Origin of the sequence: Sphingomonas albertensis (genome assembly GCF_014358075.1) — a bacterium.
Taxonomy (GTDB): domain Bacteria; phylum Pseudomonadota; class Alphaproteobacteria; order Sphingomonadales; family Sphingomonadaceae; genus Sphingomonas; species Sphingomonas albertensis.
In genome coordinates this window covers 21,332-47,199 of the sequence record NZ_JACONT010000001.1, presented here as the reverse complement: position 1 = coordinate 47,199, position 25,868 = coordinate 21,332, and the positions used below count along the sequence as shown (strand labels likewise).

Here is a 25,868-nt window from a genome sequence, read left to right as displayed (position 1 = left end):
TCCGCATCATTCGATTCCCGGAGCAAACACATGACCAGACTTCAAGGCAAGACGGCGCTCATCACCGGCGGCACCAGTGGCATCGGCTTAGCGACCGCAAAGCGCTTCGTCGCCGAGGGCGCGCACGTCTTCATCACCGGCCGCCGCCAGGCCGAACTGGACAAGGCGGTCGACGAGATCGGCGGCGCCGTCACAGGCATCCGCAGCGACGTTGCCAGCCTCGACGATCTCGACCGGCTGTTCGACGTGGTGCGCGAGAAACGTGGGGGTTTGGACATCGTGTTCGCCAATGCCGGGGGTGGCGATCTGGCGCCGCTTGGCGTGATCACCGAGGAACAGTTCGACCGTACCTTCGCCACTAACGTTCGCGGCACCCTGTTTACGGTGCAAAAGGCGCTGCCACTGATGCAATCGGGCGGATCAATCATCCTCACCGGCTCAACCACCGGATCGAAGGGTACGCCGGCGTTCAGCGTCTACAGTGCGAGCAAGGCCGCGGTCCGCAATTTCGCGCGAAGCTGGGCGCTCGACCTCAAGGACAGCGGCATTCGCGTCAACGTGCTTTCGCCCGGAGCGATCTTGACGCTTGGCCTACAGGGTCTCGCCAGTTCGCCTGAAGAGGAACAAGCGCTCGTCGCCGGCCTGACTGCACAGACGCCGCTGGGTCGGATCGGCCAGCCCGAAGAGACCGCAGCGGTCGCGCTCTTCCTGGCGAGCGAAGACAGCAGCTTCATGACCGGAGCGGAGGTGTTCGTCGACGGAGGTATGGCGCAGGTCTGAGCCACCAGAAGAAGACTGTGCGAATCGCGAAAGCTCGGTTCTTCGCCTTCAACGATGAGCCGGGCAGGAGCGCGTTTGATTGTGCGCTCCGACCTACAGCCTCCGCTAGGACCGGACGTCACCGCAGATAATTTACACGACCGGCTCTGGTCGGCAGCTGCCTTGGGACATGCCTGCTTATCATGCGCCAAAACGTTCTTCGGGCGGCCATTCTGGCCATCGGAGAATGATCATGAAGATGCCTGAAGCCAACGACATCGCCGCATTGCTGGAAGCGGCACGCCAGGGTCTTGGCGTCGTCGGCTTCCGCGAATGGGCGATGGCGCGCGACTTCGCGACCGGCGTTCTCGTGTAGCTCTTGCCCAAATGGCGGTTCGATACCGACGGCGGCATTTATCTCCTGCGGCCGTCGCTCCGCTTCATGCAGGCGGCACCGATGCGTTCGTCGGCTGGATCGGCACAGTGTTCGAGGGAGGATAGCCCTGGCACGGATTGCCGCTGGCGCCGATGCGATCAGCGCTGATTCCCCAGGTTCGCCGGTCGGGATGAGAATCGACTCTCGAAATCCTTCGCAATCTCCGCGAGCGTCACATTGGCCATCTCGGCGATCAGCATGGTCTCTGCCCGGCGCAAAGCGTTCGTCATCGAGGCGTTGACCGCCTGCTCGACCAGACAGTGCGGCGCTGCGTCGGCGAGACCGATCGCGAAGATGCGCGGCTCCCCGACGGCCTTGTAGACGTCGAGCATCGTTACCGCCTCGAGCGGCTTGATGAGGGTCCAGCCTCCGGCATGTCCCTTGTCCGATCGTACTAGGCCGGCGTCACGAAGGCCGGCCATCGTCCGCCGTACTACGACGGGATTGGTGTGCAGCATCTCCGCGGCCGCGGCCGACGTGACCGGACCTTCCGCTCGATCCATATGGATCAGCAGGTGGAGCATTCTCGATAATCGGCCGTCCAGTTGCATCGTGTCCCCTCAAGCGCAGCATATCATGTCACATCAAGAGTTGCGCAACCCGCCCCGGTCTCATACGTAACATTTGAGATTACGTGGTAATCGATCGATAAGGATAAGGAAATGCAGGATGTCATCGTCATCGGCGGAAGCTTCGCCGGACACTCCGCCGCGATCCAGCTTGCGCGCGCGCGGCAGGACGTGGTGCTGATCGACGCTGGTGCACCGCGCAATCGGTTCGCCGACGCCGCCCATGGCTTTCTCGGGCAGGATGGCAACGCACCGCACGCGATCATGCGCGAAGCGACGCGCCAGTTGCTCAAATACCCGACGGCGCAGGTGCTGAGCGCAGAGGTTCAGCATGCGGTTCGCGTGGACGATCATTTCGTCCTGACTCTCTCCAGTGGGCTTGAGCGCCAGGCGAAGCGCCTGGTTCTGGCCACCGGCGTCACCGACATACTGCCCGATATCCCCGGCATGGCGGAGCGTTGGGGAGAGACGGTCCTGCATTGCCCGTATTGCCATGGGTACGAAGTCCGCGATCATTCGCTCGGGATCATCGCGAACCACCCGATGTCGGCCCATCAGGCCGCGCTGATCCCCGATTGGGGGCCGGCAATCTATTTTACGCAGGGCATTTACGATCCGGAACCGGAGCAAGCCGCGTTGCTCGCGAAGCGTGGCGTCGCGATCGAGCGAACGCCGGTGATCGCGTTGCTGGGGGAGACGCCGGGTCTTAGAGCGGTGGAACTCTCGGACGGTCGGACGATCGACGTCGCGGCCGTTTTTACCGCCCCCCGCACGCACCAGACGAGTGCCATTGCCGAAGATTTGGGCTGTGCGCTGGAGGAGGGGCCAACGGGACTCTTTGTAAAGGTCGATGTCTGGGGGCTGACATCAGTATCCGGCGTCTATGCAGCCGGAGACGCGACTAGCCCGATGCACAATGCCACGGTCGCATCGGCATCGGGCGTGCTCGCGGGGATCGGAGCGCACCAGTCGCTGGTGCGCTCGTGAGATTGGCGGGGGCAAACGGAGATTTTCAGTCAATCGCCGAGCCGCCTTTCGATGCCTCCGCGCGGCGAACCACGGTCACTTGGTCTATCCGGTAGCCGATGCCATGGCTTTTACCAGATCGCTTGCCGTGCCGTCCCGTTCGGCGAAGCGAAACGGCTTCACCTCATCGACGATGATCTCCTCCGCGGATGGATAGGAGATCAGCTGCGCCATCACATCATTCGCGAATTTGTCCAGCGGAACACTATAGGGCGAATCCTTTAGCCCTTCCATCAAGTCGGTCGCGACTTGCGGCGGGATGATCTCGATCACCTGCAGGGCGTTGCCCAGGAGCGCGCGCAGCGAGAGCGTATAGGAATGCAGTGCCGCTTTGCTCGCCGAATAGGTGGGCGCAGCGGGATACGGCACGAAGCCAGTGCCCGAGGAAACGGTGACGATGGCCGCGGCGGGGCGGCCCTTCAGATGATCGACGAGCGCGTCGATCATGCGAATGGGACCCAGCAGATTCGTTTCGACCATCTTCTCCCCGCGCGAAAGATCGCGCGCGGTCGTCGGATCTTCCGCACCCGAAATCCCAGCGCAATTGACCAGCACGTTGAGGTCCGGATGCTCGGCGACCAACCCTTGGGCAACGGCGGCGATCGCATCGGGGTCCGCGACGTCGAGTTCGTAGAACGTCATACCCGGGCGACCCGCGACGGTCTCCTCGAGCGCGCCGCGGCGGCGGCCCGCGACGATCACCGTATTGCCCAGATCATGCCAGCGATGCGCCAGCGCGCGGCCGATGCCGGAACTCCCGCCGGTGATGAAAATCGTGTTTCCTGCGCGCTTCATGTCGCCTCCATGTATGTGAGACAGCACATAGGCGCGCGCCAACGACAGCGCGCACCTGATCCTGCCGCTTCTTTGCCTATTTCTGTCAAACCTTTGATCGGACGTGGCTGGCATGACATAGGCCCGATGATGGACGAGACGATCGCAGTTTTGGCTTCTACGGTTGCGCGCAAAGGGAAAGAAGGCCTGACGCCGACCGCGATGCCGAATGTGGGGCTGTACAAGGTCAGCCAGTGCATCGGTCTTCTCCCGGAAACCTACCGACCGGTGGTTAGCCTTATCTTGCAAGGCGAAAAGCAGTTGCTGGTCGGCAACGAGGTTCTGACGTATCGCGCGGGCCATACCTTTACCGCCGCGCTCGACCTTCCGGTCTTGGGAAAAATCATCCAAGCGAGCGCCGAGCGGCCGTATCTGGCGATACGTCTTGTCCTGGATCCTGACATCGTATCAGATGTGACGCTCGATATGCCTAATGGTGCTAGCGATGCTGATGGAAAAGGGTTCGGAGTCCATCCGGCGGACCGCGACCTGCTCGACGCCTGGAGCCGGATGCTGCGGCTGATCGACCGGCCCGACGAGGTGCGGATCATGGCGCCGCTGCTCGAGCGAGAGATCGTATATCGCCTACTGCGAGGCCCGCAAGGCGCGGTTCTGCGGCAGGTCGGCGCGGCCGATCCGAAGATCTTGCCGATCAGGACGGCGATGGCTGTGATTGGTGAGAGCTATACCAGCCCGTTCAAGGTGGAGGAGATTGCGCAGTCGGTTGGCATGAGCTGTTCCGCCTTTCACCGGCGGTTCAAGGCTGCCACCGGCATGGCGCCGCTGCAATATCAAAAGACCCTTCGGCTTTACGAAGCGCGGCGCTTGCTTCTGACCGAACCGACCAACGCGAGCTCGGCCGCATTTTCGGTCGGGTATCAAAGCGTTTCGCAATTCAGTCGCGAATACAGTCGGATGTTCGGTACGCCGCCCATGCGAGAAATCCGGGCTGTCCGATTGGATTGAGTGGAGGGGGCGGGTGCCGGTGATACTGCGAGGTATGACGTAGCCGACACATCAGCCCTTCGCGCGATAGGCCTCCGGGATCACGAACGCCTCCTCAGCCCGCGCGTAGCCGCAGTCCTTACGTCATGGCGCCAGTCGGCTACAAGGATGCTGGCGCGACGCTGTCAAAGCTTAACGCCGGCCGCCGCCAGCGCACCGTCGATGCGCTCGTCGATCTCGCGCTTCGTCGCCGCCCAACTCGGAACCTTGGTAAGCAGGCGCTGCTGCCAGGCGACCAGATTTGGGAAATCGTTGAGCGGGATCTTGGTCCGCTCGTTCTGCGAGAACGGCCCGGCGATGTCGAAGTCGGCCAGTGTGAGCCGGTCACCCACGATGTAGTCGTGCTTGGCGAGATGGGCGTCGAGCACCGCGGCGGCCGCGCGGATCTTGTCGGCGGCCAGCTTGACGATGGTCTCGTCCGCGAACTGGCCCATGAACTTCTTGCCGAGCACCTCGTCGAAGGTGAGCGTCGCAAAGATGCACCACTGCTCACCCGACCAGAACATCCATTGCAGGATCTGGAACCGTTCCTTGGTGGTGCGGCCCGCCAGATCGCTGCCCGCCTTCTCGGCGAGGTAGAGATTGATGGCCGCGGACTCGTAGAGGACGAAGTCGCCGTCCACCATCACGGGGGATAGACCATGTGGGTTCAGCTTCAGAAACTCGGGCGTGTAACTCTCGCCCTTGAAGAGATCGATGTTCACGATTTCTATGTCGATGCCCATCGCGGCCGCGGCTGCGGTCACGCGGCGGCGGCTGCCCGAACCGGGGTCGCCGTAGATCTTAATAGCCATTTCAGGGACGCTTTCTCTTCGTTGGGTTCGGAATGGGTACCGTGAGCCAGAAAATAGGCCTTCAGCGAAATGCAGTGTATCCACTCAAACCAAACAACATTTATCCGAGATTCGAATGAGTGATCGCTGGCAGGAGATGACCGTTTTCGTCCGCGTCGCGGACAGCGGCAGCCTCTCGCGCGCCGCGCGCGAACTGAAGGTGTCGCAGCCCTCTGTATCGCGGATCATCGGCACGCTGGAGGCGCGGCTGGGCGCGACCCTGTTGCTGCGCACCACCCGCAGTCTTTCACTGACCGACGCCGGTGCCCTTTATTTGGAGCGCGCAAGACGCCTTCTTGCCGAGATGGAAGAGGCCGAGCAGGCGACGCGAGGCTTGGACTCACTCCACGGCGTCATCCGGCTCGCGATGCCGCTTATGTATGGCACGCGCGCGATAATCCCAGCGCTGGCGCCGTTCCTGGCCCGCCATCCCGATCTGAAAGTCGAGCTGGCCATGAGTGACGCGCGCCAAAACCTCATCACGGACGGCGTCGACCTCGCCATTCGCATCAACGTAGGACCTTTGGACGACTCCACCTTCGGCGCGCGTAAACTCGCGCTGGTCGAGCGAGTGGTGATCGCGGCGCCCGCTTACCTCGCCGCCCATGGCACGCCCGCTACGCCGGGGGACCTGACCAGTCACGACTGTATCCTTCAGCATGGCTCGTTCGGGACCGAGAGTTGGCGTTTCCGGCACAACACGGTTGTCACTTCGGTTAATGTGCATGCGAGGCTTTGGATCAACTCGGCCCCTGGTGTATTGGCGGCCACGGTTGCGGGCCTCGGCGTGGCCCTCGGCACCCGCGTCATGGCGGGCGAGGAGCTGCGCTCCGGCCAGCTCAAACAGCTGCTCGAAGGGTACCAGCTCGACCCGGCTGAGGTATTCGCCATCTTCCCGGCCGGCCCGAGACCTTCCGCTAAGGTACGAGCGATTGTGGATCACTTGGCAGCATCGCTCGGCGCAGCTTGAGCAGCAGCAAGACCCAATTGCGGTCATTCCCGTCCCCTCTCCGGCTTCTCAACTTCAAACACTCATTCATCGACGCGCTGACCGTTTGTCTGTGACCGATAACCCGTCATCAACGTCGTAATCTGAGAAAAAACGGACTGCAGCTTTCGGACGTTGTGCCAGTGACGACAAAGCCAGTCGCAGCCTGGAACGGCGACAGGCTTGGTTATCGTGATTGAGTGGTAGCAAGGACTTACTCTCCCCATCCACGCACATCTTGGCCGCCGAAGATCATCCTCCGGATGGCGGGCGATACCAGCGCGGCGCTGAAGCTCGGTGCGGGGGCGCTCATCTCATTCAGGCGCTCCATTATTGCCATCGTCCACCTTAAGCGACGCAGCAGCCAGATAGCCCTTCAGCTGCTCGACCGAGCGGGCACCGACCAGCGTCGATGACACCCTCGACTTCGCCATCGTCCATCTGTCCCTTACCAGCCGGTACATCAGGTCTGACAGAGCCCGCGGATATATTCTAGCGCCGGTACGTCGCACTTATGCGCCTGCTCGGCGAACCGCGTTAGCGTCGAACCAGTAGTCTTTAGAAAATCCGTGACCCGCAGTGTCGTCTCGCGATAATCCAGCTCGAATCCTTCGAGCAAGATCAACGCTATGCCGACCTCGACCATCTGCGCCGCCTCCGGCGCGGCGGCGGTGTATGTCCGCTCAACGTGACTGAGGTATTGGACCATAATACCGTACCGGACCTTCGGCGCGACCGAGCGCTTCACCGCGCACCAATCGTCGTCTGACAGTGTGTCGAGCAACGTGAACAGGGCGTCGATGCGCTTGCCCCATTCGTGTGGGCTAGCTCCGATCATCTCGATCAGGGCAACGCTCTGATGTCTGTCGGCCAACTTAACCTCCCGGCGGGATCATGTAGTTGCCCTTGAGCGTGTACCCAGCCTTGGCGAGCAGCTGCATTTCGCGCAAGAAGACCGTGGTGGGATATTGTCCGCGTCCAATGAAATTACCGTTGACGTCGAAGTCTGCCGGTGCGCGGAAGTTTTCGATCGAAGCGTTCGTGCCTAGGTAGAAAGGCAGCTTGGCATCGATCCCGCCCTGGATCCAGGCATCGTTGGCCTCAACGATCCAGCCGGTCGGCAGATTGAGACGGCGCATTCCAAGCGTGAGGTCGCCGGTTTCGGTATCGATCTGTCGAAGAACTGCAATGCCAAGGCAGCCAAACGTGATCCGACGTCAGCACTTGGTTTTATCAGCAGCGTACATCTGGACCGTGCTAGCATGGCCGCCTGGTTCGCGCGATCCAAATATTCTGGTTCGCACGGCAAGAATCAAATGCTTTCACCTAAACTTTTCAAGTTTCTACGAAACGTGTCCGACGCAATTTGCTCATGATCGATCACGCGCTCTAAAAGATCCGTACTCTGCAAGGCAACATGGAACGAATAATGAAACCAATCTTCAGATGAATCTACTATAAAGTCTTTCTTATCGGAATTTGTTATCATACAGGTCCCGGCATCTATCGCCAATAAACCATTATATTCCTCGTAAGGAACATAGAGATAATATTCCTTCCCGCCTACACTATAGACCGCAAATATTGTTCGCTCTCCGTCATATGGTGTGCATACTTTCATCTAACCGATCTCACTTCTGCAATTGCGGCGTAACAACCTTGATATCGACCACGATACCCCTGGCAGCGTTATACTGATAGTGGATTGTGACAGATTTATTTGTTGTCTTGCTCCTGGTCGTCGCCTGCATTTTTTGCCAGCCCCCCGACCTTGGGAAGCGTTTATCGCGGTTTAAATTAAGATCTAACCCTAGTTCAGGACTGGACTCGACTTGCTTAAACAGGATGTACTCGGCTAAGTCTCGCGGAACAACGGATTGATCTGCTTTTGCGGTGGATATTGGAGCGGCCTGTCCAGCCTCTGCGTCAGCTCTGGCAGCAAGAGTATTGCCCTCCCGTATCGCTTTTGCTCTGGCAGCAATAGCTGCCTTCTCAGCGGCGGCAGTAGCCCTTCTAGCCGCCAACGCGGCTTCCACCGCTGCCGCGCTGCCTTTCGTTAATTTAGCGCCAACCGTAGCGATTTTTGTAGCCGCTTTTGCAGCGCTGTAAGCGCCTGTCGTAGCACCGGCCAAGGTGATCGCTACCGATCCAATGACCTGTCCCGCAGCAACGGAGTTTTCCAACCCGCCATATTCCGTCGCGCGGTTGAACACAGCGAGCTTGGCGTCGATGTCGGCAAGGACGGCCGCGCCGAGCTGCCTGCGCACTTGGGGGTCGGTTGCCAAGGCCTTGACCGCGTCATAGGCAGCCCGCGGGTTCTTGATCAGCTCGATCAATCCTTGAACGTCCGCCACGACTTGCTCGCCCGCACCCAAGGGAATGCCCGCGATGATTGCGCCATCCTGGGCAAAGCTGATCGCGCTATATCGTGCATAGACTGCTACCTGGCAGCCCACGTTACCCTTGCACTCGGCAAGTTCGCGGGCCTGAGCCAGCAACTGACGACGGCCAAGATAGTTGTTGTCCGTCTCCGCCTGCGCACTTGCAACCGCGCCCGCCAAGGCCGAACCCTCAACGTCGGCGGCATCGCCAATCGCAGCAACAATCGTTTGCATTAACGCCGTGCGAGCTTCTGCGTCCTGGCTCGACACAGGTTCACCAGCGGGGTTCGTCCGCGTCAGCAGCGCGTTGATAATCGATTATGGGACGCACTCGCTACGGCGCACGAAAGCATCGATCATCTACAAGGCGACTGGCAACTTCCGTGCCGTTCAGATCCTTCTCGGCCATGCCAAGATCGACAGCACGGTGCGCTACTTGGGCGTTGACGTGGAGGACGCTTTGGAATTGGCCGAACGCACCGAGGTCTAAGCGGACGCAGTTGCGGACGTTCAGACCGCCCTTCCCGCACCCTACTTCGGCCGTTCGTTCAGGTCGTCGCGCGGCGGCGTTCGGCTGGCCAGATCGGCCGCCCGGATGTCTCAAACGGGAAGGGAAGCGGTCGGGCTCCTTTTGGGGCGGCAGGTAACGATAGCGGGCGTTGCGCCGCTCTTCCGTCTTCGAAGGGGTAGCTCATTCGGGAAATTACTGAGCATGACGGAATGTCCAAGTGACACCTCCCGCCGCCCGCGGTAGGCGGCTCCCGTGCAACTAGGTCGGTATCTTCTGGCGCAACGCCACCTGACCGTGTTGATCTGCGCGGCGACGCTGCTGCTGAAACTGCTGGTTCCGACCGGCTACATGATCGATGCCGATCATGGCCGCTTCGCCATCACCATCTGTGCGGGCACCGCACCCGCGGCGGCGGCAATGGACATGCCAGGAATGCACGGCGACATGCCCGATCACGGCAAGTCGAAGGACCACGGCAAGGCTGAGATGCCCTGTGCGTTCTCCGGGCTGTCCGCAGCCGTTCTGAGTCCGGTCGATCCGATCCAGCTTGCTGCGCTGATCGCCTTCGTCCTGGCCATCGGTCTGACGGCGACCGTTCCGCCAGCCCCCTCCCGGCCGGCGTTCCTGCGGCCACCCTTGCGCGGTCCTCCGGCCTACCTCTGACCTGTCATTCTGTGCCGCTGCACGCGGCGCTTTCATGAATTGCGGCCTGGTGCATGTCATGCACCGGGCCGGTCGAAGGTAATCCCATGATCCGAACGTATTTGCTGGCCAGCGTTGCTGCGCCGTGCCTGCTGCTGGCCGTCCCGGCCAGCGCACAGACCCGCGACACTGCTGACGAGCGAACCGATGCGACGATCATCGTCACCGGCCAGCGCGATCCGCTCAAGCTGAACGATCAGGCCCAAGCCGGCAGCCGTCTCGGCCTGACGATCCGCGAGACGCCGGCGAGCATCGAGGTGCTGACGCAGGACGATCTACAGGTGCGCGGGCTGCGCACCGCGCGCGAGACTTTCAACGACGTGGTGGGCGCCGTCGCCGGCAACGTTCCCGGCAACCCGGCGGTCGTCTCGATGCGCGGCTTCGCCGGCAATACCGTGTCGATCCTTCAGGACGGGGTACGGGTGTCCGCTTCGACCGTCGTGCAGCGTGACAGCAACAACTGGCACTACGACCGGATCGAAGTGCTGAAGGGACCGGCGTCCGTCCTCTATGGCGAAGGCGCATTGGCCGGTGTCATCAACAAGGTGACGCGCAAACCGGTCCTGGGCGAACGCCATCTCGACACGCTCCTGTCGGTCGGGAGCTTCGACACGGTGTTCGCGGCCGGCGGGGTCAACCTGCCGGTGTCGTCGACGATCGCGGTGCGCGCCGACGCCAGCTACCAGCGCTCGGACAGCCTCTACGACGTCGACAACAACGACACCTTCTCGGCCGGTCTGACCGCGAGCGCGCTATGGAAGCCGAGCGACCGCCTGTCGCTGCTGGTCGCGGTCGATCATTTCGAGGACCGCTACGACGCGACCTATCAGGGACTGCCGCTGATCCCCGGCCAATACGCCCTGCGTCCGACCGATGCAGTGACGAGCGCCAACGGCCTGGTCGCCGATCGCGCGCTGCGACGCCGCAACTACAATCCGCAGGGGGCCTATTCCGGTGCCGACGAGACGACGGTGCGCTCGCGGCTCGACTGGTCGATCGGCAGCGGGTGGACCTTCGCGCTCGACCTGACCGGCTATACCGCGAAGCGCGATTTCCTGCTGGCGGACAGCCAGGCCTTCGTCGCGCCGACCACGGGGTTTCCGAACGGCAGCTTCCGCCAGACTTATCAGGATTTCCGCCACGATCACCAGTTCTGGAACGCGCGCGGGGTCGTCGGCAACGACAGCGTCATCGCGGGCCTGCGCAACCGTTTCACCTTGGGCGTCGAGCATAACGACACGGATTTCGTCAGCCTGCGCCAGACCGCCCCGACCTCGGCCTTGCCGGCTGTCGATGTACGCAACCCTGCGATCGTACCCCTACCCACGGGGACGGCGATCTTCACCGCCGGCAACGTCACCTTCGATTCCAAGCTCAAACAGACCTCGGTGTTTGCGGAAGACGCGCTGAACCTGACCCCCAAGTGGCTGCTGGTCGGCGGGGTACGCTGGGATCACATGGACCTGGACCGGACGACGATCCAGAATGTGGGCGGCGCGGTCGATCGCAACAGCCCGACCTTCAACCCCATATCGTGGCGGGCGGGCACGACATGGGACGTGACGTCCGGTTTGACGCTCTATGCGCAATATACGACCGCGGTATCGCCGGTGTCCTCGATCCTGCTGGCCTCGATCGCGAACAGCCGGTTCCGACTGACCACGGGCCGCGCCTACGAGGCCGGGTTCAAGGCGAGCGGCTGGGGCGGGCGGGCAAGCGTCACGGGTGCCGCCTACCGGATCGAACAGCGCGATATCCTGACCCGCGATCCGACCAACCCGGCCTTGGCCGTACAGGGCGGACGGCAATCCTCGCAGGGTGTCGAGTTGTCCGGCGTCCTCTCCCCGGTAAAGCTACTGCGCCTCTCGGGCGGCGTCTCCTATACCGACGCGCAATATGACGAACTGTCGGAGCTGGTGAGCGGGGTGCGGATCGATCGGAGCGGCAACCGCCCGATCAACATACCCTCTACGACGGTCAACGCCTCGGCGCTCTACACCATTGCGGACAAGGTGACGCTGGGCGGCTTCCTCCGCCGCGCGAGCGCCTTCTACACCGACACCGCCAACACCATCCGCGTCGCTGGCCATACCGTGCTGGATGCAAGCCTGTCGTTCCCGGTCGCACCACGGGCGATCGTGACGCTGCGCGGGCGGAACCTGACGGACGCCTTTTATGGCGAGTATTCCGGCTACCCCACCACCAACGTCTATATCGGCGCAGCGCGGTCGTTCGAGGTCGCGTTGGCGACGCGGTTCTGATCATGGCCGGGCATCGCCGATCGGCAGCGTCACGCGCGCGTATCCTCTTGCGCCGCGTCCATCTCTGGCTGGGGTTGAGCGTCGGGCTGCTGTTCGTGGTGCTGGGCCTCACCGGGTCGGCGCTGGTCTTCTACACCGGCATCGACACGGCGCTTCATCCTGCGATCCAGGCCGGGCGCAACGATCCCGCGCCCGACCTGAACGCGCGCGTTTGGGATCGCGCGCTGGCGACCGGGCGGGGGCGCTGGCACGACACGGGCGGCAAGTGGACGCTTGAAGTAACGGGCGAAGGCGGTGGGATCCCGGCGCGCTATTATCCGGCGCCCGGCCACCACGGCGACCGGATGATGGTCTGGTTCTCGGGCGATGGCACGCGCATCGTTCGTGCCGAACCGTGGGGCGGCTACCTCATGAGCTGGCTCTATCAGCTCCACATGCAGCTGCTTGCCGGCGCGTTCGGCAGTCAGGTCGTCGGCTGGTCGGGTGTAGCGATGCTGGTGCTGCTAGCCAGCGGCATGCTGGCCTGGTGGCCGCGCGGGAGTTGGCGCAAGGCCCTCGCCTTCAAGCGCGACGCAGCGTCGATCCGGCGTTTGCGCGACCTGCACAAACTGTCCGGCCTGTGGAGCATGACGCTGCTCTTCGTGCTGGTCACGACCGGTGTGCTGCTGGCGTTGCCTGCGGTCACACAGGCCCTGCTGGCGCCCGCGGCGATACCTGCCCCGAAGTCGCGTGCCCCGAAATCGCGCGACGGGGGAGCCGCGCAGATCTCGATCGTCCAGGCGCTCCACGCAGCGCACCGGGCGCTGCCGGACGGTCACGTCGTGTTCGTCGATGTGCCGAGCGCGCATGACGCGGCAATCCGGGTACGGCTTCAGGTGCCCGGCGATCCCCATCGGCGCTTCCCCGGCAGCTTTGTCTTCATCGACCAGTTTTCGGGCCGGGTACTGGCGACGCATGATGTTCGGCGTGCCGGGACCGGAACCGCCGTAGCGAGCTGGGTACGCACGCTACACGACGGCACGATCGGCGGTATAACCACGAGGGTCCTCGCGGTCCTGCTCGGGCTCGTTCCGTCGGTGCTTTTCGTAACCGGCATTCTCCACTGGCTCCGCCGGCGGGCAGCCCGACATACGTGAAAGAATGGCTGCCTTCAGCGACAGGCATTGCGCTTCGACGTTTGCAATTGGGCGAAACCGGGCCGCCTTACGGTTTCCGGCCAGACCCAACTTCGGACGTTCGTACACCTCCATGCTGCCACGCCGAACGCTCGGGAAATCAACAGCTTTCGCACACCTCACTGCGTGACCTCAGGCACCTTCGACATGGGCTTACCTTGAGCAGACCAGTAAATTTTGACCCGTTTCCGCCTGTCGCATACCGCTACCTAGATGAAGATTCTCAATCGGTAGCTAATCCGAGATCCTCGCTGGGATTTGGTCGCACGAAGGATACCGCTGTGAGGTGTTCCACGGGATGCCGCACAATCCGATGATCACCGTGGGTGCGATCATGTGCGCATCGCTGATTGCCCCCGACCTGTCGGCCGCGGATTGTTTCGACACCGTCCTGCAGGCTTGGGCGAAGCTGGCCGGGCAAGCGTCCGTAGGCTTCGACAACGCCGTCCTTCTGTCCGAACGCAACACCGCAGATCGCAATTTGGCACTCGCCTATCTCATGCGCAAAAACGGGCTTTCCCTGACGACACCGATCTGAAGGCGACGCTCGACCAGCATTTCCAGTGCTGCTAGATCACCGTAGACGCACCGGGCATGGCAACGGGAGTGCCGGGTGCCCAGGCAAGCCGTTTCAACGAGGTCAGGCAGCGGATCGGGCGGTTGCCGAAATGTCTGTCGCAGGCACCCGGCGATCTGCCGAATTCTCAGCCGGGCCCCGTTATGATCGGCACGGGCCCGGTTCCTGCGGCGTCATGAAAATGTCCAGTCGGGCGCCGCCAACTCGAATCCAGCGAATTCGAAGGCCGGCGTAACGACACAGCTGACCAACGCCCAGCCTTGGTCGGCGCGAGCGCATTGCCACGCGAAGGCGGGGACGATCGCTTGCGGCATCTGATCGAGAAGCACGTTTCCACCCAGCATCATTTCATCATGATCGACGGTCAATCGCAGCGGCGATCCCGCGTGCCAGAACCATGTTTCGACCGCATCGACGCGATGCCAATGCGACCGTTCACCCTTATCCAGCAGGAACAGGATCGCCGACGAGGCATCTCGCCCACCGTGTGTGGAGGGCTGTCGATAGGTTTCCCGATACCAGCCACCTTCCGGATGGGGCGAGAGCGCCAGGGTCTCGATGATTTCGGCGGCTTCGGTTGAGGGCATTCGACCGGCATAGCAGACCTCGGCAATAGTATCGCTACCGGCGGACGATGTCGCGCGGAGGCGCGCCGGACCGGTGTTGGCCGCTCGATCAAGGTGGACGACGGGCGCATAGAGTCCCTCGACCGCGATCGGATCGACCACCTGCTAAAGCCCTGCGGCGGTGACGACGTCATCGATGATCTTGTCGTCCGCCGGAACCTGTTGATCAAGCATCAGCATCGCAAGACCGTGCGCCAGAGCCCACGCCTTTAGCATGACGACTTCGGCGTTTCCGCCATTTCCTGCAGCAAGCGTCGCCGCATTGTCGCGCAGCATGGCGATCGCGTCGTCGTCGCGCTCGGCGGCGGTACGGGCGCCCGGATTGGCGAAGATCATGCGAAACAAGGCGGGGTTTGCCAAGGCGAACCGGACATAGGCCGTACCGCTGGCGCTGAACCCGGCGGTCCCGCCACCTGCTGCTTCGGATGCCGAGCGTTGGGCCGCGGCCAGCCGCGCCAGCCCCTCGGCAGCGAGTGCCTCCAGGAGCGCCGTCTTGTCCGGGAAATGGCGATACACCGACGTGGCACTGACCCCCACCGCCCGAGCGACTTCGCGCAACCCAAGACCATCGCCGGACCGTTCGGCGAGAAGACGCAGACCCGCCTCGACCAGTGCCGCGCGCAGATCCCCATGATGATAGCTCCCGCTTCGTTCTTGCATGTTGACAGTGTTACCTTTGACGCCCATGTTTACATCGTCAACACTTACCCGAGGATATGATAATGACAAGCGCCATTGCGACGATATCCGGTACTCCCCCATGCGAGGCGGGTAGCCCGCGCTCCAGCACGAAGAGCATGGACGTCCACCCGTTCCTAACGGGCATTCACGCCCCGATGACGGACGAGATCACGATCGAACGGTTGACGGTCATGGGCCGGATTCCCGTCGCCCTCGACGGGCGCTATCTGCGGATCGGGCCGAACCCGGCCAAGCCCGATCCGGCCGGCTATCACTGGTTTATCGGCGACGGGATGGTGCACGGCATCGCGCTGCAGGGCGGCGAAGCGCTTTGGTATCGCAATCGCTGGGTCCGCTCCGAAGCGGTGGCGGCGGTCATCGACCAGCCCGCGGCGTCTGGCCAACGCGACGGCGCGCTCTCCACTGTCAATACCAACGTGGTCTCGATTGCTGGGCGCACGTTCGCGGTGGTGGAGGCGGGCAGCTACCCGGTCGAACTCTCCGATATGCTCGATGGACAACAGTATAGCGCGTTCGGCGGCACGCTGGAAAACGGGTTTAGCGGCCATCCCCATTTCGATCCGCAACTGCGCGAGCATCACGCCATCACCTATGACGCGACCGACCCGACGACCGTCCGGCATGTTGTGGTCTCCGACGATGGCAGTGTCGTTCGTCAGGAGCCCGTCGCGGTGCAGCACGGGCCCTCGATCCACGATTGCGCCATTACCGCACGCTATGCGGTGATCCTCGACCTGCCGGTCACCTTCTCGCAGGAGACGATGATGGCGGGGCATCGCTTTCCCTATCGCTGGAACACAGCGCACCAAGCGCGGATCGGATTGCTTCCCCGCCTGGGCCGCGGCGACGAAACGATCTGGATCCCCCTCGCGCCATGCTTCATCTTCCACGTGGCCAACGCCTACGACCTTCCCGACGGACGCATCGTGATGGACGCGATCGTCTACGACACGATGTTCGCACGACACATCAAGGGGCCCGACGGCTCCGGGCGCGGTCTCGAACGCTGGACGATCGATCCCGAGGCCCGGACCGTCGAGCGTCTGACCCTCGATGCGACGCCGCAGGAGTTTCCCCGGATGGATGACCGGCGCGCAGGACAACCCTATCGCTACGCCTACACGATCGGCCTGCCCGACACGGTGCCGGGATGGGTCGGCGAAACCTACCTGCTCAAGCACGATCTCGATACGGGCAAGCGGAGCGTCCACGATTTCGGCCGGAACCGCTATCCCGGCGAGTTCGTGTTCGTTCCGGCCAGCCCGACCGCGGCCGAGGACGAAGGGTGGCTGATCGGGCTGGTCGTCGACATGACCGAGGAAACGACCGACCTCGTGCTGCTCGACGCGCGCGACTTTGCCGGCGTGCCGGTTGCCAGCATCCGCATTCCACACCGCATACCACCGGGCTTCCACGGAAACTGGTTCCCCGCCTGACGAAAGCGGGTCGGGGCATGCCGCCAGCCGGATCGTGCGACGCGAGTCCGCGGCCGGCGGCGGGCGCTCCGGGTCGGCGTCGATACGTCCGACACGCTGCGACAAAGGCCAGCCGGTCAATCCGACGGCAAAATACCATGGCTGGCGACGCGATTTCCACGGGTGATCCCCCGCAGGCTTCAACGACGCTACGCCAATGGATCCAATCAATACCGACCGTATCGCGCGTCCTCGCCATCAGGTGCCGGGACTGCGGACCAAGACAGGATACCTCATGATCTTACCACCCAGTGCAACTATTGCCGAAAAGATGCTGGCAACTGCCGCCGCAGCATTCTGCACCACGATCTGCGTCATTGTCACCGTGACAACGCTTGCCGAGCGCTCGGCGGGTAATGGCTTCTAGGGCTCGCCGGCCCTTCCTAACATCAGACGTAGAACGTTCCGCCGGCAAGCAGCCAATTCGCTGCTGGCCCACCCCGTAAATTCATCAATCTAGCTGGAACCACATCATGGCCCATGCACCGTTCTCCTTTATCGCGACGAGCTCTTCAACGACCGCTTTCGGAACACCCGAAAACACACGCCCATCGTCAGTCGGCGTGCCGCTGTGGCTATGATCGCCCCGGTCGCCCGCGACCTCAAAGAAGACACCAGCGCGCGCAAACTCTACGAGGACCTGACCGATGGCGGCGCCGATCGGTCGCGGGATGCAATCGAGCAGATGCTGCGCACGAACGGCCTGGCGATCGACGATCCGCGTCTGCGGTATTTGAGCGCGCTGATGCAGGGATATGCCCAGACGATCGAGATCCCGTTCGAGGCGATTGCCCCGGCGTTGTCGGGCACCAATCAGACGCTGCTCAGCCGCGCCCTTACGGGCAATCTGGTGATCCCGGACTTCACCGCGTTCTGCGCCGAACTCGAACGCCTGTTTGTCGCCGTGCGGGAGTGTCGGGAAGGCGACGTCGCCAGCTATATCCCGCAACTTGCCAGGGCGGATGCCGATGGCTTCGCGATGGCAGTCTGCACGGTCGACGGTCAGCGCTTCGCGATCGGTGATACAGACGCGCGCTTCGGCGTGCAGTCGACCTGCAAGCCGATCAATTATGCGATCGCGCTCGATCGTCTCGGCATCGACGCGGTCCACCGCCATGTCGGTCGCGAACCGTCGGGACATTCGTTCAACGAGATCACGCTCAACGCCGCGCGGCTGCCGCACAATCCGATGATCAATGCAGGCGCGATCATGTGCGCATCGCTGATCGCGCCCGGCCTGTCGGCGGCCGATCGCTTCGACAGCGTCTTTCAGACCTGGAGGGCGCTGGCGGGAGCCGGTGCCGTCGGCTTCGACAACGCCGTATTCCTGTCCGAGCGCGACACTGCCGATCGCAATTTTGCACTCGCCTATTTCATGCGCGAGAACGGCGCATTCCCCGATGGCACCGATCTGAAGGCCACGCTGGAGCTGTATTTCCAATGCTGCTCGATCACGATCGACGCGCCCGGCCTGGCGACCGTCGCCGCGACCTTCGCGAATGGCGGAGTGTGCCCGCTGACCAGCGAGCGGGTCTTTAGCAATGACACGACCAAGAACTGCCTGTCGTTGATGGCGTCCTGCGGACTGTACGACTTTTCCGGCGAATTCGCCTTTACGGTCGGGCTCCCGGCAAAATCTGGGGTTTCGGGCGCGCTGTTCCTCACGATACCGGGCGTCTGCGGGATCGCCTTATGGAGTCCACGGCTCGACGCGTTGGGCAATTCGGTCCGCGGGGTCGAATTCGCGCGTCGCCTGACCAAGACCTTTACCTTCGACAGCTTCGCCGATGGCCCCGATGCCGGGGCACAGACGAACCCGCGGAGACGTTCCGCCGAGACGATCGTCGATCAGGCGACCTATTTCTGCGCCGCCGCGGCGAAAGGGGATCTCACCGAATTGCGGCGGCTGATGGCACGATCGATCGACGTCAATCTGGCGGATTACGATGGCCGGACGGCCCTCCATCTCGCCGCCAGCGAAGGTCGCGCCGACGTCTTGCGCTATCTGCTGTCACGCGGTGCCGACCGGGACCTGAGCGATCGCTGGGGAAACACGGCGCTCTTCGACGCGCAGCGCAACGAGGATGCCGAGAGCATTGCGCTGCTGCAGACGTGCACGACATCTGCGGTTAGCGCGAGCAAAGCTCGAAGGGGCACCAAGGTGTTGAGTTTGGAGGGCTGAGCCATTCACCCCAGGATCATGCCGGTGCCGCGCTTTGACTGCGGCACCGGCAAAACCCTGTTCCTAACAGCGGCCCAAAGCGTCCTCGACCGGTCGCGAACGCTCCTCGTCGGCGGGCAGCCCATCGTGCGCATGCACCCCAGAGCGCGCGCCTACCCGTGTTGCCGTCATTAACATCGCGAGACGTTCGCCGATCACGACGCACGGTGCCATCGTGTTGCCCGTGGTGACCCGCGGCATGATCGAGGCGTCGGCGATCCTAAGATTCGCAATTCCATAGACCCGCAACTCGGCATCGACGACCGACATCGCATCGCGCCCCATCTTCGCGGTCCCTGCCTGGTGCCAGACCGTCGCCGCCGACTCCCGCACAAATGCCTCGAGCGCCGCCCCGGTGAGGTTGCCCGGTGCCACCTCGCCCCGGTTGAAGGGCGCCATCGCGGCACCGTTGGCGATCTCGCGACATAGCGTCACGCCCCGCACAAGCGCCGCAACATCGTCCGGGTCGGCAAGCGCCTGCGCCTCGATGCGGATGGGCTGCAACGGATCGCAACCGGTCAGCGTAATCGTGCCGCGGCTCTTCGGGCGGACGAGCCCGGGGAGCAGTTTCCAGGATTCGGCCAAGGGAGCGCCTGGGTCCTGCACGCCGCCCGGCAGTTCGACCAGGATCGCCTGGATGTCGGGGGTGTCCAGCTGCGCATCGCTCTTCCAGAAGAAGGTCGCCTCGCATTGGTTGTTGCGCGGCACCAGAGGTTCGGGGCTCGCCCAGCCGCATCCCGCTGCCATGACATGGTCCTGAAAGTTCTGCCCCACGCCGGGCAGATGCTCCGCCAGCGCAATGCCATGCCGTCTCAACTGCGCCGCATCGCCGACCCCCGACTGCAGCAGCAGTTTGGGCGTATTGATCGCGCCAAGCGAAAGGATCGTCTCGCAGCGTGCGCGGACCTGGATTCGCTGGTTGTCGAGCAGCACCTCCACCCCGCGTGCCTGACACCGCTCGATCAGGATCCGCGTCACCAGTGCGTGGGTCAGCACGGTCAGGTTCGGCTGCGCCATGACGGGATAGACGTACCGCCGGAAGATCGATGACCGCGTCCCGCCGCGGATTGCGACGTTGCAAAGCGCGGCACCACCGCTGCCCTCCATCATCGCCCCGTTGGGATCGGCAAAGGTGGGAATACCGACATCGGCCGCACCGTGCAGCATCGCGGTGGCAAGCGGATGCGGATCCTTGGCGGTCTCGACCGGAAACAATCCGCCACGTCCACGACGAAGCGGGTCGGGCGCGCCCTGCCAATCCTCGATCCGGCGATACATGCCGAGAACGGATTGATAGCCCCAACCGGCATCCCCCGTTTCCTGCGCGAAATGGTCCCAATCGGTCTGGTGCCCCCGCGACCACATCATCGCATTGATCGACGATCCGCCGCCGAGCCCCTTGCCCATCGACAATGGCATGGCGCGCCCGTTGAGATGCGGGGACGGCTCCGCGACAAATCCCCAATCGCGCGCACCGCCAAGATTGGCCTGCCAGAGCAGCGGATCGGAAACACTTGCCGCGACGTCGTCGCCGCCCGCTTCGAGCAAAAGCACCGTCACGGCCGGGTTCTCGGCCAGCCGCCGCGCGACGACCGAGCCCGACGATCCTGCGCCGCACACGATGTAATCGAATTCGCGAAGGCCGGCCGCGCGCCGCTCCGCCTGGTTCGCGACGACTCCGGCGGCGAAGGCTGGAGACAGGGTTTCGTCATGCGTCATGGCGGCGACCCTGCAATGACGTCGCCGCGGCGGCGGCGTGACCCAAGAGAAAAATTGTCACATCGGCATCCTTTGATCGGCTCGCCCGGATGGACGGCTCTGGTTGCCTGTGTCCGCCCGACGCGGCGAAACGACCGTGGTCGAAACCGTGGTTTTTTTGACCGATTGGGTCGAAACGAGCACTGAGTGCGGCGCGTGGGCGCCATTCGGTACAAATAAGCCGGAATAGACAAAGCATGGCGGCAATCGGCAAACCCGGTTCCTCGCGACGCCTAAGAAGACGGTCATCGAAAAGGAACAAACGATGGCTGATCACGGATTTTTCTCCACGACGGCAGCGGCGCCGCACTATCTCTTCTTTGGCGTCGGCATGCGTATCCTGCTGTCGCCCGCACAGACCAGCGGACAATTTGCGCTGGTCGAGGGCATCATGCCGGCGCATGGCGACGGTGGGCTGCATGTCCATCACCGCGATGACAAGTCCATGACCATCCTCGAGGGGACACTCGAGGTGACCATCGGCGAGGAGACGGGTCTTCTGGGCGAAGGCGACAGCTACTTCGCGCCGCGCGGCGTGCCGCATCGGCTCCGCAATCCCGGTCCGGGCGCGATGCGTTCGCTGCTGATCGCGACCCCGGGCGAATTTGCCGCCTTCATCGCCGAAGCGGCGGTGTCGCTCAACGGCACGCCGTCGCCCGATGCGGAAATTCGTCCGTCCATCGACGATATGGAGCGGATCGATCGGCTGACGCAGAAATACGGCATCGAGATGCTGTCGCCGCCAGCCGGCTGACACGGCCCCACATACGCCACTCACCCAGCGCCAATGACTGGACGTTCGATCGTCATGTGCATCCCGACGCACGCGTGGCGCGATCCGAATAAGGAAAGCCTTTGACCCAGCACCCACGCACGACGGCATCGTCGTCGCTCCCCGGTCTCGAAGCGTTTGACAACGCTAGCGCGGACGCCAGATCCACCGCCTACGCAATGCCGCTCGCCGCGATCGATATGTCGGAAACGGATCTGTATCTGAACGACACCCAGGCGCCCTATTTCAAACGATTGAGAGACGAGGCACCGGTCCATTATTGTCCGAATGGCCGGTTCGGGGCGTTCTGGTCGATCACGCGCTATGCCGACATCAGGGCGGTGGAAGCCAACCCTGCCGTCTTTTCGTCGGACGCGCTGTTCGGCGGGATCACGATCAGGGATCAGCCGCCGGGGTTCACCACGCCGATGTTCATCGCGATGGACCCGCCGGGACACGCCGTCCAGCGCGGGGCCGTCGCGCCGATGTTCGCGCGCAAGAACCTCGACCTTCTCGAAGTCCGCCTGCGCGAATGTGTCACGCGCATCCTCGACGCGCTGCCGATCGGCGAGACTTTCGACTGGGTCGACCAAGTGTCGCGCGAGGTCGCGATCCAGATGCTGGCGATCATGCTCGACATTCCGTTCGCCGATCGGTCGAAGCTGTCGGCGTGGTCCGACATGGCGGTTGCAGTCGACGAGCAGGCTGGCGGTCCTTCGCCGGCGGAGCGGCAGGCGGTATTGCTGCAGTGCCTCGGCTATTTCACGGACCTCTGGAAGACCCGGATCGCGCTGCCGCCGCGACACGATCTGATTTCGATGCTGGCGCATAATCCCGCGACGCAGGGGATGTCGCCGATGACCTATCTCGGCAACCTGATGCTCCTGATTGTTGGTGGCAACGACACGACGCGCAACTCGATCACCGGCGGACTACTGTTCCTGAACGACAATCCTGCACAATATCGAAAACTTCGGCACGATCCCGGCCTGATCGGCACGATGGTGCCCGAAATCATCCGCTATCAGACTCCGCTCGCGCACATGCGCCGTACCGCGCGCAGCGATATCATGTTTGGCGGCGAGCAGATCCGCAAGGGTGACCGCGTCATCCTGTGGTACGTCTCGGGCAACCGCGACGAACGCGCGATCGAACAGCCGGATTCGTTCCTCATCGATCGGGTCAAACCGAACCAGCATCTGGCCTATGGCTCGGGAATCCATGTCTGCATGGGAAGCCGCTTGGCCGAGATGCAGCTCCGCATCCTGTGGGAAGAGATTCTCGCCCGTTGGCCGCTGATCGAGGTGGTGGGCGCGCCGGCGCGGGTGCCGTCGAGCTTCATCCGGGGCTATCAGAGCCTGCCGGTTCGCATACCGGCGCGGTCATGACTCGCGCCGCGGATATCACCGAGCGTCCCGGATCAGCCGTTCGCCCGCCGGAACGTCCCCGGCGTCGTCCCGGTGGCATGGGCGAACACCCGGCTGAAATGCTGTTGGGTCTGGAACCCGGTCAGCTGCGCGACATCGAGCAGAGACGTGTCGGCCCCGCGCAGCAGATCCTTCGCGCGGAGCAGGCGCCGACGCATGAGATAGCGATGCGGCGTTTCGTTGAAAGTAACGGCGAAGCTACGGGCAAAATGGGAAATGCTGAGCTGGCAGGTCACCGCAAGATCGCGGATCGTGATGGTTTCCGACAGCCTGTCGTCGATATACTCCACCACCCGCCGGGCCTGGAACGGCGCAAGCCCCCCTTTGGCTACGGCGGCGGGGGCCGCCTCGCTCGCATGGTGCGTCAGCAAGAATGCAACGATCGATCGTTCGATGGCTTCGGCAAAAGCCTGACCCGTAGGATACCCGGCACGATGCTCGGTGCGAAGCGTCTCGAACAGGGCGGTCAGGCGGGTGTCGACGATACCGGAGGATGCTACCAATGCGGTGTCGACCCGCCCCAGCACCGTCTGCGCCATGTCACCCAGCAGATCATCCTGGAGTTCGAGCGTCACCATCGTGGTGTTCTCGATCAACTCGATCGTTTCCGGTTCGTGCCGCAAAGCGATGACGACGGTGCCCTGGGGCACGTCATAACGCTGGTTCGGGTGATCGTCGCTGCCATGAACCACCCGGCTCGCGTCGGGGAAATAGACGAGCGTCTGCTTGGCGAATTGCCGCCGCGAAACCATGCCGCGTGCTCCGGTATCCTCGCGCAACGCAAGTGGCCGGGTCATTCTGTGCTGCAACGGAGTGCGGGCACGGACGCGGGGTTCGCGCATCGGTACATCGATTTATCGGCTAGAATGCTCATGTTGGGCACCGTTGTGACCTTCTTCAATGTGAACATTGTAAACATAGGATGAGGATCGCATCATGACAAGCCGTGTCGCAGCTCGAGAGACGAACCCACCGTTTGCCACCCGGCAGATGCGGGGCCATGGCGCCGCTGCCTTTCGTACCGTCGCGCCCCCCAAACCGAGCGTAACCGGCAAGCCCGCCACCTTTCCGACCGCCCCCCGCTTGGCGATCACCCTCCTCGGTCCGCTTACCGTCGTGTCCGCTGCCACGACGGCGAAACTGCCGCCCTCGCGCAAGACCAGGGCGTTGCTCGCCTATCTGATTGTCGAGGATCGGCCGCACCGCCGCGAGCATCTGTGCGATCTCTTATGGGATGATGGTCCGGACGATCCCCGGGGCGCGTTGCGCTGGTCGCTGAGCAAATTGCGCGCGGTGATCGACGTCGATCGGCCCTCACTCGTCGCGGACCGCGAGACGGTCGCCCTGCGACAGGATGAACTCGAAACCGATCTGCAGCGGGCATCGCGCGCGCTGGATGCGGACACCGCTGCCGCCGCTGACATGGTCGAGGCGCTCGTCGCGCTGCGCGAGCCGTTTCTGGCAGGGCTCGATCTCCCGAGACTAGACCGCTTCACCATCTGGCTGGCCGCGCAGCGGGAGGCGGCCGATCGTCTCCGGCGCCTGCTTCTCGCGCGGTATGTGAAGACGGCGCCACTGGTACCGGAAGACCGGCTGCCATGGGCGCGCGAATGGTTCGACGTCGATTGCTTCAACGGCGCCGCCGCCGAGGAACTTCATGCCACCCTGTCGCAACTGGGCCGCAGCGCCGACGCGGCGATGGTGGGGCAACGTTTTGCGGCGACGATGGTCGCAGCCGGCCTCGCCGCTCCGGCGATCGCGAGCCCGCCACCGAGCGATGCCGCATTGACCCAAGAGGCGACGCCGACATTGCTGCAGCGGCAGAAGATCCGGTTCTGCGAGGCGGCTGACGGGGTTCGCCTCGCCTATGGCTGCGTCGGACAGGGGCCGCCCCTTGTGAAGGCGGCCAACTGGCTCAACCATCTCGAGCTCGATTGGGATGCGCCGATCTGGGCACCGATGTTCCGCGAGCTGGCGCGCGATAACACGTTCGTGCGCTATGACGAGCGTGGCAACGGCATGTCGGACGGGGCAGCATCCGACATCAGCTTCGAGGCGTTCGTCCAGGATCTGGAAACAGTCGTCGACGCTGCCGGGATCGACCGTTTCCCGTTGCTCGGCCTGTCCCAGGGCTGTGCGGTCGCGATTGCCTATGCCGTGCGCCATCCCGACCGCGTGAGCCACCTGATCCTGTGGGGAGGCTATGCCGCGGGCTGGCGGATCGATGCCACGCCGGACGAAACGGCGGAGCGCGAAGCGATCATAACGCTGGTCCGGCAAGGCTGGGGTCGCACCGACGCGGGTTATCGCCAGATGGTCACCGCGACCTTCATGCCGAGTGCCACGCCCGAAGAACTCGAATGGTTCAACGCATTCCAGTGTCAGACGGTCACCCCCGAGAATGCCGCGCGCTATCTCGAGGTCTTCGCCGATATCGATGTTCGCAACATTCTCGGCGATGTGCGGGCCCCGACGCTCGTCATGCACGCCCGTGGCGATAGACGAATCCCGCTCTGCCAGGGCGGCGAACTCGCCGCGCGAATCCCGGGCGCAGAATTCGTGACGCTCGACAGCGACAATCATCTGTTGCTGGGGCGCGAGCCCGCGTCGGACGCTTTCGTCGCGCATGTGCGCCAATTTCTGGCAAAGTAAGGTTCGTGAGCGCCGGCGCCGACGACCCAGTTCCTGACGTTCGCGGGGTAGTCTCCGCTTCCCAACTTCGGCCCTTCGTTCATCTCGAGGCGAGCCTCATGCTGCACGCATTGCCCTCTGCCTGACGGCAAGCCGAATTTTTCAAAAAGGATGTTGTTTCGAGAATCTCAGGTTTCGC

At 63.2% G+C, this 25,868-nt stretch carries 25 protein-coding genes and 1 pseudogene; 16 read left to right on the top strand and 10 right to left on the bottom strand.

The annotated features are described in order from the left end of the window. Window positions 1–30 precede the first annotated feature (30 nt). Window positions 31–780, top strand: coding sequence for an SDR family NAD(P)-dependent oxidoreductase (locus H8S47_RS00245; protein ID WP_187501928.1), 750 nt, complete (start codon window positions 31–33; stop codon window positions 778–780). 232 nt (window positions 781–1,012) lie between these two features. Continuing rightward, window positions 1,013–1,135, top strand: a complete 123-nt coding sequence (locus H8S47_RS00240; protein WP_187501927.1) for a transcriptional regulator — start codon at window positions 1,013–1,015, stop codon at window positions 1,133–1,135. 158 nt (window positions 1,136–1,293) lie between these two features. Here H8S47_RS00240 and H8S47_RS00235 read toward each other — a convergent pair whose 3' ends face one another. After that, a complete protein-coding gene (locus H8S47_RS00235) occupies window positions 1,294–1,746 on the bottom strand; it encodes an Rrf2 family transcriptional regulator (RefSeq protein ID WP_187501926.1) in 453 nt (150 codons plus the stop codon). Between the two features lie 111 nt (window positions 1,747–1,857). Between H8S47_RS00235 and H8S47_RS00230 the strand changes: the two genes are divergently transcribed. Further along, the gene (locus H8S47_RS00230) at window positions 1,858–2,751 is read left to right on the top strand and encodes an NAD(P)/FAD-dependent oxidoreductase (protein ID WP_187501925.1); all 894 of its coding nucleotides are present in this window, start codon (window positions 1,858–1,860) and stop codon (window positions 2,749–2,751) included. A gap of 84 nt (window positions 2,752–2,835) precedes the next feature. Here the strand turns inward: H8S47_RS00230 and H8S47_RS00225 are convergent, their stop codons facing one another. Then, window positions 2,836–3,627 carry an SDR family oxidoreductase gene (locus H8S47_RS00225; protein ID WP_328805367.1) on the bottom strand — a complete coding sequence of 264 codons (792 nt, stop codon included), beginning with the start codon at window positions 3,625–3,627 and terminating at the stop codon, window positions 2,836–2,838. An 87-nt stretch (window positions 3,628–3,714) separates the two neighbouring features. Between H8S47_RS00225 and H8S47_RS00220 the strand changes: the two genes are divergently transcribed. Then, complete coding sequence (locus H8S47_RS00220) at window positions 3,715–4,590, top strand: AraC family transcriptional regulator (protein WP_187501924.1); 876 nt, start codon at window positions 3,715–3,717, stop codon at window positions 4,588–4,590. A gap of 164 nt (window positions 4,591–4,754) precedes the next feature. Here the strand turns inward: H8S47_RS00220 and H8S47_RS00215 are convergent, their stop codons facing one another. After that, a complete protein-coding gene (locus H8S47_RS00215) occupies window positions 4,755–5,423 on the bottom strand; it encodes a glutathione S-transferase family protein (RefSeq protein WP_187501923.1) in 669 nt (222 codons plus the stop codon). Between the two features lie 136 nt (window positions 5,424–5,559). Here H8S47_RS00215 and H8S47_RS00210 point away from each other — a divergent pair, with 136 nt between their 5' ends. Next, complete coding sequence (locus tag H8S47_RS00210; protein ID WP_214654856.1) at window positions 5,560–6,432, top strand: LysR family transcriptional regulator; 873 nt, start codon at window positions 5,560–5,562, stop codon at window positions 6,430–6,432. A 481-nt stretch (window positions 6,433–6,913) separates the two neighbouring features. Here the strand turns inward: H8S47_RS00210 and H8S47_RS00205 are convergent, their stop codons facing one another. The 3 genes from H8S47_RS00205 to H8S47_RS00195 all read right to left on the bottom strand — a co-directional run bounded on the left by H8S47_RS00205 (window position 6,914) and on the right by H8S47_RS00195 (window position 9,065). Then, window positions 6,914–7,324 carry a hypothetical protein gene (locus tag H8S47_RS00205; protein ID WP_187501921.1) on the bottom strand — a complete coding sequence of 137 codons (411 nt, stop codon included), beginning with the start codon at window positions 7,322–7,324 and terminating at the stop codon, window positions 6,914–6,916. 1 nt (window position 7,325) lies between these two features. Beyond that, window positions 7,326–7,589, bottom strand: a complete 264-nt coding sequence (locus tag H8S47_RS00200; RefSeq protein WP_187501920.1) for a hypothetical protein — start codon at window positions 7,587–7,589, stop codon at window positions 7,326–7,328. Window positions 7,590–8,081: 492 nt separating this feature from the next. Further along, window positions 8,082–9,065 carry a hypothetical protein gene (locus H8S47_RS00195; protein WP_187501919.1) on the bottom strand — a complete coding sequence of 328 codons (984 nt, stop codon included), beginning with the start codon at window positions 9,063–9,065 and terminating at the stop codon, window positions 8,082–8,084. Between the two features lie 82 nt (window positions 9,066–9,147). Between H8S47_RS00195 and H8S47_RS00190 the strand changes: the two are divergent. The 5 genes and pseudogenes from H8S47_RS00190 to H8S47_RS00170 form a co-directional block, all read left to right on the top strand. Beyond that, window positions 9,148–9,321: pseudogene (locus H8S47_RS00190) on the top strand (tyrosine-type recombinase/integrase); the annotation flags it as partial. A 273-nt stretch (window positions 9,322–9,594) separates the two neighbouring features. Then, entirely contained in the window at window positions 9,595–10,005 is a 411-nt protein-coding gene (locus H8S47_RS00185; protein WP_187501918.1) for a DUF2946 family protein, read from the top strand. Window positions 10,006–10,091: 86 nt separating this feature from the next. Beyond that, window positions 10,092–12,305 (top strand): TonB-dependent receptor, encoded by a 2,214-nt coding sequence (locus tag H8S47_RS00180; protein WP_187501917.1) that lies wholly within the window; start codon window positions 10,092–10,094, stop codon window positions 12,303–12,305. Window positions 12,306–12,307: 2 nt separating this feature from the next. Next, a complete protein-coding gene (locus tag H8S47_RS00175) occupies window positions 12,308–13,441 on the top strand; it encodes a PepSY-associated TM helix domain-containing protein (RefSeq protein WP_187501916.1) in 1,134 nt (377 codons plus the stop codon). A gap of 325 nt (window positions 13,442–13,766) precedes the next feature. Continuing rightward, the gene (locus tag H8S47_RS00170; protein ID WP_187501915.1) at window positions 13,767–14,018 is read left to right on the top strand and encodes a glutaminase; all 252 of its coding nucleotides are present in this window, start codon (window positions 13,767–13,769) and stop codon (window positions 14,016–14,018) included. Between the two features lie 212 nt (window positions 14,019–14,230). Here H8S47_RS00170 and H8S47_RS00165 read toward each other — a convergent pair whose 3' ends face one another. Beyond that, window positions 14,231–14,785 (bottom strand): cupin domain-containing protein, encoded by a 555-nt coding sequence (locus H8S47_RS00165; protein ID WP_328805366.1) that lies wholly within the window; start codon window positions 14,783–14,785, stop codon window positions 14,231–14,233. Window positions 14,786–14,788: 3 nt separating this feature from the next. Next, window positions 14,789–15,343, bottom strand: a complete 555-nt coding sequence (locus tag H8S47_RS00160; protein WP_235982509.1) for a TetR/AcrR family transcriptional regulator — start codon at window positions 15,341–15,343, stop codon at window positions 14,789–14,791. 56 nt (window positions 15,344–15,399) lie between these two features. On the opposite strand from H8S47_RS00160, the gene H8S47_RS00155 reads away from it, so the two are divergent. The 3 genes from H8S47_RS00155 to glsA all read left to right on the top strand — a co-directional run bounded on the left by H8S47_RS00155 (window position 15,400) and on the right by glsA (window position 19,042). Next, a complete protein-coding gene (locus H8S47_RS00155; protein WP_459565428.1) occupies window positions 15,400–16,821 on the top strand; it encodes an 8'-apo-carotenoid 13,14-cleaving dioxygenase in 1,422 nt (473 codons plus the stop codon). A 274-nt stretch (window positions 16,822–17,095) separates the two neighbouring features. After that, window positions 17,096–17,227: a hypothetical protein gene (locus tag H8S47_RS18975; RefSeq protein ID WP_268932938.1), complete on the top strand. Its 132-nt coding sequence runs from the start codon at window positions 17,096–17,098 to the stop codon at window positions 17,225–17,227. A gap of 210 nt (window positions 17,228–17,437) precedes the next feature. After that, window positions 17,438–19,042, top strand: coding sequence for a glutaminase A (gene glsA / locus H8S47_RS00150; protein ID WP_187502108.1), 1,605 nt, complete (start codon window positions 17,438–17,440; stop codon window positions 19,040–19,042). Between the two features lie 63 nt (window positions 19,043–19,105). On the opposite strand, the gene H8S47_RS00145 is transcribed toward glsA, so the two are convergent. Beyond that, complete coding sequence (locus H8S47_RS00145; protein ID WP_187501913.1) at window positions 19,106–20,800, bottom strand: GMC family oxidoreductase; 1,695 nt, start codon at window positions 20,798–20,800, stop codon at window positions 19,106–19,108. A gap of 304 nt (window positions 20,801–21,104) precedes the next feature. Here H8S47_RS00145 and H8S47_RS00140 point away from each other — a divergent pair, with 304 nt between their 5' ends. Together H8S47_RS00140 and H8S47_RS00135 are read left to right on the top strand one after the other, a co-directional pair. Beyond that, entirely contained in the window at window positions 21,105–21,593 is a 489-nt protein-coding gene (locus tag H8S47_RS00140; RefSeq protein ID WP_187501912.1) for a cupin domain-containing protein, read from the top strand. 101 nt (window positions 21,594–21,694) lie between these two features. Next, entirely contained in the window at window positions 21,695–22,999 is a 1,305-nt protein-coding gene (locus H8S47_RS00135; RefSeq protein ID WP_235982507.1) for a cytochrome P450, read from the top strand. A gap of 32 nt (window positions 23,000–23,031) precedes the next feature. On the opposite strand, the gene H8S47_RS00130 is transcribed toward H8S47_RS00135, so the two are convergent. Next, window positions 23,032–23,835, bottom strand: a complete 804-nt coding sequence (locus H8S47_RS00130; RefSeq protein WP_187501911.1) for a helix-turn-helix transcriptional regulator — start codon at window positions 23,833–23,835, stop codon at window positions 23,032–23,034. Between the two features lie 286 nt (window positions 23,836–24,121). Here H8S47_RS00130 and H8S47_RS00125 point away from each other — a divergent pair, with 286 nt between their 5' ends. Continuing rightward, window positions 24,122–25,690, top strand: a complete 1,569-nt coding sequence (locus tag H8S47_RS00125; protein WP_214654854.1) for a bifunctional AfsR/SARP family transcriptional regulator/alpha/beta hydrolase — start codon at window positions 24,122–24,124, stop codon at window positions 25,688–25,690. Window positions 25,691–25,868 lie beyond the last annotated feature (178 nt).

Coding starts and splice junctions, on each gene's coding strand:
- H8S47_RS00175 (WP_187501916.1), top strand. CDS start 12,308: ATGGCCGGGCATCGCCGATCGGCAGCGTCACGCGCGCGTATCCTCTTG.
- H8S47_RS00200 (WP_187501920.1), bottom strand. CDS start 7,589: ATGCGCCGTCTCAATCTGCCGACCGGCTGGATCGTTGAGGCCAACGAT.
- H8S47_RS00220 (WP_187501924.1), top strand. CDS start 3,715: ATGGACGAGACGATCGCAGTTTTGGCTTCTACGGTTGCGCGCAAAGGG.
- H8S47_RS00145 (WP_187501913.1), bottom strand. CDS start 20,800: ATGACGCATGACGAAACCCTGTCTCCAGCCTTCGCCGCCGGAGTCGTC.
- H8S47_RS00245 (WP_187501928.1), top strand. CDS start 31: ATGACCAGACTTCAAGGCAAGACGGCGCTCATCACCGGCGGCACCAGT.
- H8S47_RS00195 (WP_187501919.1), bottom strand. CDS start 9,065: ATGCAAACGATTGTTGCTGCGATTGGCGATGCCGCCGACGTTGAGGGT.
- glsA (WP_187502108.1), top strand. CDS start 17,438: ATGATCGCCCCGGTCGCCCGCGACCTCAAAGAAGACACCAGCGCGCGC.
- H8S47_RS00140 (WP_187501912.1), top strand. CDS start 21,105: ATGGCTGATCACGGATTTTTCTCCACGACGGCAGCGGCGCCGCACTAT.
- H8S47_RS18975 (WP_268932938.1), top strand. CDS start 17,096: ATGATCTTACCACCCAGTGCAACTATTGCCGAAAAGATGCTGGCAACT.
- H8S47_RS00215 (WP_187501923.1), bottom strand. CDS start 5,423: ATGGCTATTAAGATCTACGGCGACCCCGGTTCGGGCAGCCGCCGCCGC.
- H8S47_RS00230 (WP_187501925.1), top strand. CDS start 1,858: ATGCAGGATGTCATCGTCATCGGCGGAAGCTTCGCCGGACACTCCGCC.
- H8S47_RS00160 (WP_235982509.1), bottom strand. CDS start 15,343: ATGCAAGAACGAAGCGGGAGCTATCATCATGGGGATCTGCGCGCGGCA.
- H8S47_RS00240 (WP_187501927.1), top strand. CDS start 1,013: ATGAAGATGCCTGAAGCCAACGACATCGCCGCATTGCTGGAAGCGGCA.
- H8S47_RS00210 (WP_214654856.1), top strand. CDS start 5,560: ATGACCGTTTTCGTCCGCGTCGCGGACAGCGGCAGCCTCTCGCGCGCC.
- H8S47_RS00235 (WP_187501926.1), bottom strand. CDS start 1,746: ATGCAACTGGACGGCCGATTATCGAGAATGCTCCACCTGCTGATCCAT.
- H8S47_RS00180 (WP_187501917.1), top strand. CDS start 10,092: ATGATCCGAACGTATTTGCTGGCCAGCGTTGCTGCGCCGTGCCTGCTG.
- H8S47_RS00130 (WP_187501911.1), bottom strand. CDS start 23,835: ATGACCCGGCCACTTGCGTTGCGCGAGGATACCGGAGCACGCGGCATG.
- H8S47_RS00155 (WP_459565428.1), top strand. CDS start 15,400: ATGATAATGACAAGCGCCATTGCGACGATATCCGGTACTCCCCCATGC.